This is a genomic window from Paenibacillus sp. FSL H3-0457, assembly GCF_037981725.1.
GTDB lineage: Bacteria > Bacillota > Bacilli > Paenibacillales > Paenibacillaceae > Paenibacillus > Paenibacillus amylolyticus.
The window spans coordinates 4,118,060-4,131,247 of the sequence record NZ_CP150283.1 but is presented as its reverse complement, the minus strand read 5'-3'; the positions used below and the strand labels follow the sequence as shown (position 1 = coordinate 4,131,247).

Genomic DNA, 13,188 nt, shown 5'->3' with positions numbered 1-13,188 from the left:
TTCTCTCCAATATGCTCCGAATCCGTGTCTAGCCAGAAAGGAAGAAAAGACTTCATGAAACACGAGCAATTAGCCAAGGACATTCTGTCTGGCGTTGGTGGAAAACAGAACATTAACAGCGTGGTGCACTGCGCGACCAGACTTCGTTTCAAATTAAAAAATGACAATAATGCCAAAACAGACGAACTCAAAAATCTGCCTGGAGTCATTACGGTAATGCAAAGCGGGGGGCAATACCAGGTCGTTGTGGGTAACGAAGTGTCTGATGTCTATAAAGCCTTGTTACAGGTGGGTAATATGAATGCGGATGAACCGGTCTCAAGTGATGATTCAGAATCTTCTGGTAAAAAAGAGAGTCTCTTGGGTCAGTTTATCGACTTGATCTCAGGTGTATTTACACCAATTCTCGGATTGCTTGCTGCAACAGGGATGATCAAAGGTTTCCTGTCCATGTTCACTTCTCTCGAATGGTTGGACCCGGCTTCAGGAACATATCAATTGTTGAATGCTGCAGGAGACTGTCTATTCTACTTCTTCCCGATCTTCCTGGGTTACACAGCTATGAAAAAATTCGGTGGATCTCCATTCCTCGGGATGGCCATCGGAGCATCACTAGTATATCCGACCTTATCCGGTCTTAGTGGTGGGGAACCGCTCTATACGCTGTTTGCGGGCACATTGTTCGAATCACCGATTCATATCACGTTCCTGGGTATTCCCGTTATCTTGATGAGTTATTCCTCATCCGTCATTCCGATTATTATTGCTGCTTATTTTGGAGCAAAGGTAGAAGCGTTCTTCAAAAAGATCATTCCATCTGTTGTGAGAACGTTCCTCACGCCATTCTTTACAATTCTGATTGTTGTCCCTGTAACATTCCTCTTGATTGGTCCAATTGCGACATGGGCAAGTCAGCTGATTGGTGCCGGGGTATCGGGCATCTATGACTTGAGTCCGTTGGTAACCGGTATTGTTGTTGGTGGATTGTGGCAAGTGTTGGTGATCTTCGGGTTACACTGGGGTATCGTACCAATTATGCTGCTGAATCTGTCCACACTGAAAGCAGACCCGATTCTGGCTATGATGTTTGCTGCTTCGTTTGCTCAGATTGGTGCGGTTCTTGGCGTTATGCTTAAAACGAAAAATACCAAACTCAAAACACTGGGTGTTCCTGCCTTTGTGTCCGGGATTTTTGGTGTAACTGAGCCTGCTATTTATGGCCTTACTTTGCCATTGAAAAAACCATTTATTATGAGTTGTATTGCTTCTGCAACCGCTGGTGGTATTATTGGATTTGCAGGTTCCAAAATGTTTGTATTTGCTTCAGGAATCTTTGGTGTTCCAGCGCTGATTAGTCCCACAGAGGGGATCAACTATGAATTCTGGATGGCCATGATTGCCACTATCATTGCTTTTGTACTAGGTTTTGTTCTCGTTTATTTTGTAGGATTCAAAGATCCTGCTAATCCAGAGGCTGCCAAACAGGCTCCAGAGCCAGTAAAAGAAGAGAAGGCTGCACTTGAGCCTAATCCAAACAATCGCTACGAAATTGCCAGCCCGATGACGGGTGAGGTGGTTCCTTTGCAAGAAATTAATGATGCTACATTTGCTGGTGAACATATGGGTAAAGGGATTGCTATTCGCCCAACCAGTGGGAGAGTTGTATCCCCGATTAATGGTGTGGTACAGACGATTTATCGTACCAAACATGCAATTGGACTTGTAGATGATCAAGGTGTAGAGATTCTGATCCATATCGGTCAGGATACAGTACAGCTCAAAGGTCAACATTTCACTGCACATGTGAAAGATGGGGATCGTGTGAGTGTTGGCGATCTGATCGTTGAATTTGATCTGCAGGCCATTATTGAGGCGGGTTATGAGACCGTAACACCGATTATTGTAACTAATACGGCTGATTATTTGGACGTGGTTGCAACAACAAATCGTGAAGTGCAAGAAAAGGATAAATTGGTTACGGTTATTGGTTAATTCTGCTTTAGTGCGTATTTTATTAATCTGAACATTAGCTTTATAGAGGCCACTTTGATGTTTTGAAGTGGTCTCTTTTTTTCATTTTCAGCCACTAAAATGTATTTGTGAAATTAATAAAAATAAGTGTTGCAAACGTAGTTCAGATGTACTATGATGAGTTCAAGAAGTAAGCGCATACATTAATCGGGTTGTAACTGTTCAATCAGGCAATGCCGACCATCCTCAGTTCAGAGGGTATGGAATGTAACTTACTTTCGTTATCTAAATAACTAAATACCAATGTGTACAGCCTTACAGGGTTGCAACCGTTAAGGGCAAAACCTGAATTGCTGAATAACACGACTGATTTCCGGACGATCCGGTATGTTGTGTATGTTCAGTGGTTCAGGTTTTATTTGTTTCAAAAGTCATGGGGAGTCTACTTAGAGAGGGAGAATTACAATGAGCAACTACGATCAATTAGCTAAGGACATTCTGTCACGTGTAGGTGGTCGCGAGAACGTAAACAGTGTATTCCATTGCGTAACAAGACTGCGGTTTAAACTCAAAAATGAAAGCGTAGCCAAAACTGAAGAACTTAAAAATCTGCCAGGTGTTATTACCGTCATGCAAAGTGGTGGACAATATCAGGTCGTTATCGGCAACGAAGTGCCGGATGTATATAAAGCAGTTGTTAAAGCAGGGAATTTGTCTACTGAAGGTCAAGTAGATGAGAAAGATGCAGATTCAGGTCCCAAAGGCAATTTGTTTAACCGTTTTGTAGATATGATTTCGGGTGTATTTACTCCAGTGCTTGGATTGCTTGCAGCGACGGGGATGATTAAAGGTTTCACAGCTATGTTCGTGTCCCTGGGTTGGATCGACAATACTGCTGGTACGTACGCCTTATTGAATGCCATAGGGGATTGCTTATTCTACTTCTTCCCTATCTTCCTTGGCTACACAGCTATAAAAAAATTCGGTGGAAGTCCATTCCTAGGCATGGCTATCGGTGCATCGTTAGTCTACCCAACACTTGCGGGAATTCGTGCTGGAGAACCGTTATACACTTTGTTTGCAGGCACTTTGTTCGAATCACCGATTCGGATCGAGTTTCTAGGTATACCGGTTATTTTAATGGATTATGCTTCATCCGTTATTCCGATTATCGTAGCAACGTTCTTCGCGGTCAAAATCGAACGTTTCTTCAAAAAGGTTATGCCTAAAGTAGTCAGCAATTTCCTAGTTCCATTTTGTACTTTGTTAGTTATTGTACCAGTTACGTTCCTAGTAATTGGGCCGGTTGCGACATGGGCGGGTCAACTGTTAGGTGCATTCACATCTTCAATTTACGGACTGAGCCCTTTACTTACAGGACTTGTAATCGGCGGTTTGTGGCAAGTATTCGTATTGTTCGGACTCCACTGGGGACTCGTTCCATTGGTATTCGTTAACCTTGCAACGCTTGGCTATGATTCGATTCTGGCATTGTCTTTTGCAGCTTCCTTTGCTCAAATTGGTGCAGTGCTTGCGGTTACTCTGAAAACGAAAAGTCAAAAAATAAAAACACTCGGTGCACCAGCGTTTATATCCGGTATTTTCGGTGTCACTGAGCCAGCGATTTACGGTGTAACATTGCCATTGAAAAAACCATTTATTATGAGCTGTATTGCTGGTGGTATTGGTGGTGGTATCCTTGGTTTTGCTGGAACTAAAGGTTATATAATTGGTGGTCTTGGAATCTTCGGTTATCCGAGCTATGTAAGTCCTACAGAGGGAATGAATTCCGTATTCTTCTGGACGGTTGCAGCAACCATTATTGCATTCATCCTTGGTTTTATTCTGACATACGTGGTTGGATTCAAAGATCCGGTGGAAAAAGTAGCTGCACCTGCACCAGTACTTGATCCAAATCCGAACAGCAGATACGAAATCGTCAGCCCAATGGCTGGTGAAGTTGTTGCACTGAACGAAATTAATGACGTAACGTTTGCAGGAGAGCACATGGGTAAAGGGATTGCAATTCGTCCAACCAGTGGTAGAGTGGTATCTCCAATCACAGGTGTTGTTCAAACCGTATATCGTACCAAACACGCCATTGGTCTTGTAAGCGATGATGGTGTAGAGATGCTGATCCATATTGGACAGGATACGGTCAAACTGAAAGGTCAACATTTTACAACCCATGTGAAAGATGGAGACCGTGTTAACGCAGGTGACCTGATTGTTGAGTTTGATCTGCAAGCGATTAAGGATGCAGGATATGAGACGGTTACACCGATCATTGTCACTAATACTTCAAATTATCTGGACGTTGTAGGAACAAAAGATGCATCCGTTCATGAGAAAGATAAATTGATCACGGTATTAAGCTAATTCAAACTAAGGATAGTTAAGGAGGAACTCCTCAATGAATGAAAAGTTTACAGCCTTCCCGGAGAATTTTCTCTGGGGAGGAGCAACCGCAGCGAATCAATTGGAAGGTGCTTATCTGGAAGGTGGCAAAGGTTTAACAACGGTAGATCTGATTCCGATTGGTGCTAATCGATGGAATATTGCTCTGGGTAATCTGGATTCATATGAACCAAAAACAGGGGAATTCTATCCTTCACATGAAGCCATTGACTTCTATCATCGATATAAGGAAGATATTGCGTTATTTGCAGAAATGGGATTTAAGTGCCTCAGGCTTTCCATAGCCTGGGCACGGATTTTCCCTAATGGCGATGAAGCGGAGCCAAACGAAGCAGGCTTGCAATTTTATGATGATGTCTTTGATGAGTTATTAAAATACAACATTGAACCTGTCGTGACGATCTGCCATTTCGATGTACCTGTACATCTGGTCGAAACTTACGGCGGGTGGAAGAACCGCAAGATGATCGGTTTCTTTGAGAAATATGCGACGACGCTATTCAATCGATATAAGAATAAAGTGAAATACTGGATGACGTTTAACGAGATCAACATGTTGCTGCATCTTCCGTATATTGGAGCGGGAATTGTCCTTCAGGATGGTGAAAACAAAGATCAGGTTCTGTATCAGGCAGCACATCATGAATTGGTAGCGAGTGCACTTGCTGTTAAGGCTTGTCATGAGATCATTCCGGATGCACAGATTGGATGTATGTTAGCCGCTGGAATGGTGTATCCATACAGCTCTAATCCGGATGATGTATGGAAAGCCATGGAGAAAGATCGCGAGTCATTCTTCTTCATCGACGTGCAGTCGAAGGGAGCATATCCAGGTTATACAAAAAGATTTTTCAGGGAAAATGACATTCGGATTGACATGCAACCGGAAGACGCAGATATCTTGATGCAGAACACGGTCGATTATATCGGTTTTAGCTATTATGCAAGCCGGTGCACCAGTACAGACCCTGAGATTTTGAAAGATTCGACAGAAGGCAATGTATTTGGTTCGGTGAAGAACCCTTATCTGCAAGCTTCCGAGTGGGGGTGGACCATTGATCCTAAGGGGCTTCGAATTACGCTTAATCAACTGCATGACCGCTATGGCAAACCTTTGTTTATCGTAGAAAATGGACTTGGAGCAACCGATGTGTTGTTAGACAATGACTCCGTAGAAGATGACTATCGCATCGAATATTTGAATAGTCATTTTGCCGAGATGGCTGAAGCGATTCAAGACGGTGTAGAGCTCATAGGTTACACAAGCTGGGGACCGATTGACCTGGTCAGTGCGGGTACCGGAGAGATGAAGAAACGTTATGGCTATATCTATGTAGACCGAAATAATGATGGTACGGGTACACTTCGCAGAGTGAAAAAGAAGAGTTTTCACTGGTACCAAGATGTCATTGCGAGTAATGGCGCACAATATTTCTGATACAAGGTCTCCGGCGCTATAGAATAGACAAAGAGCAGTCTCGTTATTACGGGATTGCTCTTTGTTTATGAGGGGATGAATTTGACCCATGATGTGGCTTTCAGATATAATAAAGAGATTAAGAGAATCTTGTCACTTAAGAAGGGAGGAGCATCCACTCATGAAGAAAAAATCACTTGCGTTTATATCTTCGGGATATGGATACTCCACTGCTGTCTTTTTCTAGAATCTATTCCAAGGGTGAAGTCTGCCCAAAATCGGAGGGAAACTAGGAAATAACGCAGAAAAATCTTAAGAATGATGAGGTAATCCAGATGAATATTGACAAAATTACTAGAACAAATCCAGAAAATATGCCAGCTCCTGTAGGTCAGTACACGCATATTACAAGAATCCCGAGGAATGCAGAATTATTTGTGACTTCGGGTCAAATTGGAGCAGATCATAATGGACTCTTTCCAGAGAGTCTGAATGAGCAAGTCACGAATACATTTAATAATATTAAAACAGTGCTCGAATCTGAGCGCTTAGATGCTGAACATATTATCAAAGTGAACGTATGGGCAACCGAGGAAATCGATTGGGATTTCTTATATGCCGAGTGGGGACAATTATTTAGTACGGATTATCCTGCAATGACGATTGGATATATTACGGCGTTAGGTCTACCAGAGATTAAAATTGAAATAGAGCTTTGGGCAGCAAAAGTGTAACATCGAATACTTTCTAACCAAACGAAGGAGCATCTTACTTACAGATGCCCCTTCGTTTTTTATTTGTGAAAAATGGAAAGGATATGCCCTGTGTGCAATCATGAGCGATAGTAGGTGGATGTATTATGTCACCTGCAAGCTCTGATAAGCATTCAGTCGACCATATGTCCAGTAGATCCCGGAGCCTGATACCGGATCAGAAGCGAAACACAGCGCATCCCGAATTTGAGCATTTGTTTTCCCTTGTGCAGCGAGAAGTGCAGCCACTCCAGCCACATGAGGGGCAGCCATGGATGTCCCGCTAAGGTAGGCATAGGAACCACCCAGGTATGTGGATAGAATGGTATCACCCGGTGCAGCCATATCCACCCAGGAACCATAGTTGGAGAAATTGGATTTGAGATCGGAGGGATTGGTTGAAGCGACAGCAATCACGTTGGGATACGAGGCGGGTACGATTGGGAATGAAGTGTTGTCGTTACCGGCTGCAGCAATAATCACAGCTCCTCGATTCCAAGCATACTGTACGGCAGCTTGAAGGAAAGCATTTCCCATCGGCCCACCAAGGCTCAGGTTAACAACCTGTACACCGTTATTGGCAGCAAAGACAAGCCCGTTACCGACATTACCTATCGTTCCTTGCCCGTTGTTATCCAGCACCCGGAGCGGAACGATGGATGCGAGTGGTGCAGCGCCTGCGATGCCCACACCATTGTTGGTAACGGAGGCAGCGATCCCAGCTACATGGGTGCCGTGGCCGTTCCCGTCCTCAGGAATGTTATCATAATCAACATAATCATAACCGGGGAGGAGCTTGGAGGCCAATTCTGGATGATTCAGCTGTACGCCGGTATCGATAATGGCGATTTTGACAGAGCTGTTACTCTGCGAAATATCCCATGCAGCGGGTGCATTGATTTTGGACAGGTTATACTGATAAGGAAAGAAAGGGTCATTGGGAGTGAAGGATGCCTCAACGAGGTAATTCGGCTCTGCATGTTCAATAAGCTCATGATCTTTGTAATGTTTCAGAATTCTGTGCATTTTTTTGCGGGATTCCACACGGTACCATCCTAAATCTTCATAGGTCTCAGCGACCTTACATCTCCCTTTTTTGTGAAGGGTGTGCATCTCATCCTCGGTTGTACCTTCCTTGAATTTAACGAAGAGCTGCTTGGGAGCGTGAGGATGAAACTTGCTCTCGGCAAGTTGGTCCAGATAACGATACACGAACCCGATTACTAGCAAAATGAAAGCAAAAACACCTAACCATAACCACATGAGCGTTTATCCCTCCAATATGATTTGTGACACGCCTTATCGTATGCGAACTCTATCAGACTGCGCGGGCACTCTTGCAATTTGGATAGTAGTGTAGATAGATTGATAGGAAGGGATAAATTCGGTAAGATGGTAGGAAGAGAGCCGCTTTGGCATGAACAAGATTTAAGGCAGGGCCGAGAGGTAGCTCCTAATACAGAGGATAAGGAATGTGGTTTTATTGACACAACTTCAGAGTATACCGACAGTCACACCAGTTCAGTCACACCAGATTCATGATGCCATTGATTTTGCCATGCGTGTACGCAGAGAAGTGTTTCCGATGATGGATCATACGAAATTGCCTGTAGACTTCGAGCAGTTCAGAGAACATTATCTGGACTCCGATGGTTCGATCTTTCTTGTTGCAATGATGGAGGATGCGGGGATCGTCGGTTCTATTGGGATATTACCATATGATGGACGTATCGAAGCTGTGGAAGGTCGATATGCAGCTCGATCGGCTGCAGAAATAGTAAAATGTTATGTAGATCCCGCGTATCGTAGGTTTGGCATTGGTTCGATGTTGATGAACGAACTGGAGAACGTGGTAAAGGATATGCACTATACGACGCTGTATTTGCATACACATCGCTTCTTGGCAGGAGCCGTAGATTTCTGGAAACGCCAAGGGTTTACGGTTATTGCTGAGCAGGATGATGATTGGCAAACCGTACATATGGACAAGTTGGCATGTAAGTAACCATTGGAATTTATTGAATGAAAATGACATTATGATGGTAATGAGGGATATCTATCCATGTATTCAAGTCTGATTGAGAAACTGGAGCATACCGAGGTTATACGCTGGTTCCCGAATCATCAAGTTCAAGAGAGCTGGATTACCGAAATTGAACAGGAGTTGGGCTTTCCGTTACCTCCGTCCTATCGCTGGTGGCTTCTGAATTATGGTATAGCGATGTTAAGTGGAACCGGAATTCTGACCATATCGCCTCCAGAACACCGAGAGTATGCGGACACTGATATTTTGTATAGATACCGACTTGCCGACGAAGACGCGAAGAAGGAAGGGAAGCTGGAACTGTTTGTACCGGACGAAGATGAATATTACTATTTTGACACGCGGACGGCAGATCACCTTGGAGAGTACAAAGTGATGCGTTTGGATTACTCTTTAATGGGGAACCTGAAGTATACGCGGATTCTTTTGCCGAATTTTTGGAGAAGTTGATCGATCAGCGAACACCACGGAATAGGTAATTTTGTAAAAGGAAAATGCCTGTCGGCACTCGCTCGGTTAGACATAGACAACATACATGATGGGGGCTAGGCAGATGAACGAAACGAAGCGAAAAATTGTTTTTATTGATATTGATGGCACATTGGTCGACGATGATGGAAACATTCCGTTGTCAGCACAGAAGGCTTGTAAACAGGCCAGAGAGAACGGACATCTGCTCTATTTATGTACTGGCCGATCCAAAGCAGAAATTTATGATTCCATCTGGGATGTCGGATTCGATGGTCTGATTGGTGCAGGTGGGGGTTATGTGGAGTTTGGCAAGGACGTGTTATATCACAAAAGGGTAACAGCGGAAGATGTTCGACATATGGTCGATTTCTTTAATGAAAATGGCATTGACTTCTACCTTGAATCCAATTCGGCATTGTATGCGAGTAGCAATCTTCAACCTCACCTGGAACGCCGTATCTATGGCGATGTGGAGAATGACCCTGTAGCCAGAGAGAAGAAGGAGCTGAAACCGCACCCGTTTATTGCCGGATTAACGTATGGAGAGGCCGACCTGTACAAGGATGATGTCAACAAAGTATGTTTCTTGGAGAGCTCAGCCATCCCGTTTGAGCGGATCAAGCAAGAGTTTGAAGGGAAATTCGAAGTCATTCAGTGCACTGTGCCGATCTTTGGTGAAGGAAGTGGTGAACTGATGATCCCTGGCATTCACAAAGCCATTGCGATCGCCGATCTGCTGAAGCATCTGGGCATGTCCCAAGAAGATACATTTGCCATCGGTGATGGCATGAATGATGCCGAGATGTTGGAATTTTGTAACATCGGAATTGCCATGGGTAATGCGAAGCCTGGACTGAAAGCCATTGCAGATGATATTACTGGAACAGTTGAGGAAGATGGATTGTATCATAGTTTTGTGAAGTATGGATTGATCACTTGATAAAGAAATGAGGCAATCTGGAAAACAGTTAATACGTACACCCTTTGTCCCAAACCTTATTTTAGACCCTGCATATATTATTGCAGGGTCTTTTTTTGGTTTAAAACAGATCAATTTATATTTTTACAAAAGGGTTCTAATCAAACCATAACATCTAAGTGAAGGAGAGAATCGAAATGGCCATTCTATCAACCGGACCTATCGAGAATAATGCCGTCAGTGATGTACGGCCAACACAACAAGTTACCGTTAAAATTGATAACAGGAATTCTCTGGATGGATCCGTTGTTTTGATACAAGGGTATAATCTGACCTCTACGAGGACTTTATATGTCAGCGAGCAGATTTCAATTGATCCGGATCAGGTAGTGACAAGAACTTATTTTGCCAATCTTGATGCATTTGAATTTGTCTTTACAGTTGAAGGTGTAGCTATAGAGCAGACAGAGATTTCCGTGTGGGGCAAAAATGAAACCGGCCAGCTTGTTGCTGCACATCGATTAGTTTCTTCCGAACTTGAAATAGAGGGGGATAATACGTCAGTCAACCGCATATATGTAGCCAATTTTAATAGTAACGATGTTTCCGTCATTAATGGCGCTACGAATACGGTGATTGCTACCATTCCTGTGGGGACGAATCCTGCAGGGATTGATGTCAATCCATTAACGAGTCGTATTTATGTTGCGAACAGAAGCAGTAATACCATTTCCGTCATTAATAGTATAACCAACGCAGTGATTGCTTCTGTTCCGGTTGGGAGCGAGCCAAGTGACGTAGGGGTCGATATAGCGACCAATGCTATTTATACGGCAAATTTTAATTCATTGGACACAACTGAAGATATAACCGTCATTGATGGATTAACTAACACGGTGATTGATGCGATCACTATTCCGGGGCTCAATTTTTTAACTGGAGTAGGTGTCAATTCCTTAACCAATCGCATCTATGCAGCTAATTTTAATTCTGATACGGTGTCTGTGGTCGATGGAGAAACGAATACGGTGATTGCTACAATCCCCGTTCAGGTCAATCCATTCCGTGTAGGTGTCAATCTAGCCACCAACCGTATTTATGTATCGAATTTAACCAGTAATACGGTTTCCGTTATTGATGGATTGACGAATACCGTCATTGATACCATTCCGGTCGGCGTTACGCCAGCTGAAGTAGCGGTTAATACCTCCACAAACGCCATTTACGTACCCAATCGAGACACGGATAATGTTTCAGTAATTAGTGGATTAACAAATACCGTGATTACTACTGTTCCGGTCGGGAATAATCCAAACGGAGCGGGCGCCAATCCGTTAACTAATCGAGTTTATATAAGCAATCAAGATGACAATACCATTTCTGTGATCGATGGCGAAACAAATACGGTGATTGCTACTATTCCGGTGGGGGCACGTCCGTTCGCAGTAGGTGTAAATCCGTAGAAAGGTGAGGGGATTTGGATGAAAGAAGTTATAACGGCATCAGACTTAATGGAGCAGCTGATCACCATGAACAAAGAAAATTCTGTATGCCAAGTTAGGATTCCAGGTAAGGAGAATCGTGAGTCTTGAATGATCAGATCAGAATGGAACAGGCATCTCCTCAATGGGGGTGTCTATTTGCATTAAGGAGCCAAAAAAGAATGACGATTTTTTTTCCGTTAATAGAAATAGATGCCCCTCCTTTTGACTTTGTTATTGCATAACTCCTAATGAAAGTTTATTATAAATTTGCAAACAAGGAATTTATTGGTTTATGTTTGTCGAAGTGCATGAAATATAAAGTAGATACATGGAGGATGCTGGATGAGTAATGTAGCTCTGTTGTTTCCTGGGCAAGGTTCTCAGATGGTTGGGATGGGTAGAGACTTTTGGAATAACTTTGATGTGGCTAAGAAGTTATTTGAAGAAGCCAGTGACGCCATTTCTTTCGATTTGAGAAAGTTATGTTTTGAAGGTAGCATGGCTGATTTGACAATGACGATGAATGCTCAGCCTGCACTTTTGACTGTTAGTGTCATAGCATATCAGGTGTATATGCAAGAAATAGGGATGGAACCCGCTTATTTGGCTGGGCATAGTTTAGGAGAATATTCGGCTCTGGTCTGCGCAGGTGTTCTATCATTTCATGATGCCATTAAACTGGTAAGACAACGAGGTATCATTATGCACAATGCAGACCCGGATCAGAAAGGTACCATGGCCGCCATTTCAGGTATTCATTTAGATACACTTCAAAACATATGCGAACAAGTTTCCACGATCGAGCGTCCTGCTTGTGTGGCTTGTGTGAACGCTGACCAGCAGTTTGTCATTTCGGGACATCGGCACTCTATACAAGAAATTATTAAAAGGACAGAAGCCCTGAGAACGAAACATTCGTATATCAATGTAAGTGGTCCCTATCATTCTCCCATGATGCAAACCGCAGCAGAACAATTCAAAGTTGAATTGGATCAATATCAATATGCTCATGCAAAATACCCGGTTATTTCCAACGTTACAGCAGCACCCTATGAGTCTGATCGATCTGTCGTGGATTATTTAACCATGCAGATGACGATGCCTGTAAGATGGTTAGAGTCGATGAACTATTTGATTAAACAGGGAGTCACTGAAGTTGTAGAGTTGGGCTCTAAACATGTGTTAGTTAGTCTTATGAGTAAAATAACGAAGCGTATTGTACCTTACTCGCTAAGTCAACCTTCCGATTTACTAATGCTTACAAATACACAAGAAAGGAAAAATAAACGGTTAACGATTCTTAAAAAGTTGTTATCAGAACTAATAGTAACGGCACTCATTTCACGGAATTATAACCCAGATTCGATATCATACACCCAAACGGTTGAGCCATTATTTCACCAATTACAACGGGCAAAGGAACAAGTAAACAACAATGAATGTGAACTTAGTGAAGAAGAGATAAATGATGCTCTACAGGTATGTCATTCCATTATTATAGCAAAAAAAATTCCATTGGATGGAACCGCGTTCATCGATGCAATCTAGTACCCGATCTGTTCTTTTGCAAGATCTATATTACAGCGACAGACTGCCTTTTTGTAAGGTAGTCTTTTTGTCTTTTAATGCATCTGAACTTGTTGAAGTTTCAGATATTTGTTAATAAATATGTCAATAACTCACAAATCAATCTCTATTTTTTACCATATAGT

Annotated in this window: 10 protein-coding genes; 9 read left to right on the top strand and 1 reads right to left on the bottom strand. The window is 42.9% G+C overall.

Going from position 1 to position 13,188, the window contains the following annotated elements; all coding sequences use genetic code 11:
- The first annotated feature begins 54 nt into the window (after positions 1 to 54).
- The 4 genes from MHH25_RS18200 to MHH25_RS18185 all read left to right on the top strand — a co-directional run bounded on the left by MHH25_RS18200 (position 55) and on the right by MHH25_RS18185 (position 6,540).
- On the top strand, positions 55 to 1,992 hold the full coding sequence (locus MHH25_RS18200) for a beta-glucoside-specific PTS transporter subunit IIABC (protein WP_340017727.1): 1,938 nt from the start codon (positions 55 to 57) through the stop codon (positions 1,990 to 1,992).
- 444 nt (positions 1,993 to 2,436) lie between these two features.
- Positions 2,437 to 4,350 (top strand): beta-glucoside-specific PTS transporter subunit IIABC, encoded by a 1,914-nt coding sequence (locus MHH25_RS18195; protein WP_047843452.1) that lies wholly within the window; start codon positions 2,437 to 2,439, stop codon positions 4,348 to 4,350.
- A 34-nt stretch (positions 4,351 to 4,384) separates the two neighbouring features.
- Entirely contained in the window at positions 4,385 to 5,827 is a 1,443-nt protein-coding gene (locus tag MHH25_RS18190; protein WP_036672799.1) for a 6-phospho-beta-glucosidase, read from the top strand.
- Positions 5,828 to 6,141: 314 nt separating this feature from the next.
- The gene (locus tag MHH25_RS18185) at positions 6,142 to 6,540 is read left to right on the top strand and encodes a RidA family protein (RefSeq protein ID WP_127547577.1); all 399 of its coding nucleotides are present in this window, start codon (positions 6,142 to 6,144) and stop codon (positions 6,538 to 6,540) included.
- Positions 6,541 to 6,663: 123 nt separating this feature from the next.
- Here MHH25_RS18185 and MHH25_RS18180 read toward each other — a convergent pair whose 3' ends face one another.
- The gene (locus MHH25_RS18180; RefSeq protein ID WP_340017726.1) at positions 6,664 to 7,821 is read right to left on the bottom strand and encodes a S8 family peptidase; all 1,158 of its coding nucleotides are present in this window, start codon (positions 7,819 to 7,821) and stop codon (positions 6,664 to 6,666) included.
- A 220-nt stretch (positions 7,822 to 8,041) separates the two neighbouring features.
- On the opposite strand from MHH25_RS18180, the gene MHH25_RS18175 reads away from it, so the two are divergent.
- From MHH25_RS18175 to fabD, 5 genes are all read left to right on the top strand, one after another.
- The gene (locus MHH25_RS18175; RefSeq protein ID WP_036672937.1) at positions 8,042 to 8,563 is read left to right on the top strand and encodes a GNAT family N-acetyltransferase; all 522 of its coding nucleotides are present in this window, start codon (positions 8,042 to 8,044) and stop codon (positions 8,561 to 8,563) included.
- 57 nt (positions 8,564 to 8,620) lie between these two features.
- Complete coding sequence (locus tag MHH25_RS18170) at positions 8,621 to 9,052, top strand: SMI1/KNR4 family protein (protein WP_340017725.1); 432 nt, start codon at positions 8,621 to 8,623, stop codon at positions 9,050 to 9,052.
- A gap of 103 nt (positions 9,053 to 9,155) precedes the next feature.
- Positions 9,156 to 10,013, top strand: a complete 858-nt coding sequence (locus MHH25_RS18165) for a Cof-type HAD-IIB family hydrolase (protein WP_036613500.1) — start codon at positions 9,156 to 9,158, stop codon at positions 10,011 to 10,013.
- Between the two features lie 176 nt (positions 10,014 to 10,189).
- Positions 10,190 to 11,455: a YncE family protein gene (locus MHH25_RS18160; RefSeq protein ID WP_036672794.1), complete on the top strand. Its 1,266-nt coding sequence runs from the start codon at positions 10,190 to 10,192 to the stop codon at positions 11,453 to 11,455.
- 363 nt (positions 11,456 to 11,818) lie between these two features.
- On the top strand, positions 11,819 to 13,024 hold the full coding sequence (gene fabD / locus MHH25_RS18155) for an ACP S-malonyltransferase (protein WP_340017724.1): 1,206 nt from the start codon (positions 11,819 to 11,821) through the stop codon (positions 13,022 to 13,024).
- Positions 13,025 to 13,188: the final 164 nt, after the last annotated feature.

Bases quoted from the DNA above. Each gene is read 5' to 3' on its own strand.
- MHH25_RS18185 (WP_127547577.1), top strand. From the start codon at position 6,142: ATGAATATTGACAAAATTACTAGAACAAATCCAGAAAATATGCCAGCT.
- fabD (WP_340017724.1), top strand. From the start codon at position 11,819: ATGAGTAATGTAGCTCTGTTGTTTCCTGGGCAAGGTTCTCAGATGGTT.
- MHH25_RS18170 (WP_340017725.1), top strand. From the start codon at position 8,621: ATGTATTCAAGTCTGATTGAGAAACTGGAGCATACCGAGGTTATACGC.
- MHH25_RS18195 (WP_047843452.1), top strand. From the start codon at position 2,437: ATGAGCAACTACGATCAATTAGCTAAGGACATTCTGTCACGTGTAGGT.
- MHH25_RS18160 (WP_036672794.1), top strand. From the start codon at position 10,190: ATGGCCATTCTATCAACCGGACCTATCGAGAATAATGCCGTCAGTGAT.
- MHH25_RS18165 (WP_036613500.1), top strand. From the start codon at position 9,156: ATGAACGAAACGAAGCGAAAAATTGTTTTTATTGATATTGATGGCACA.
- MHH25_RS18180 (WP_340017726.1), bottom strand. From the start codon at position 7,821: ATGTGGTTATGGTTAGGTGTTTTTGCTTTCATTTTGCTAGTAATCGGG.
- MHH25_RS18200 (WP_340017727.1), top strand. From the start codon at position 55: ATGAAACACGAGCAATTAGCCAAGGACATTCTGTCTGGCGTTGGTGGA.
- MHH25_RS18190 (WP_036672799.1), top strand. From the start codon at position 4,385: ATGAATGAAAAGTTTACAGCCTTCCCGGAGAATTTTCTCTGGGGAGGA.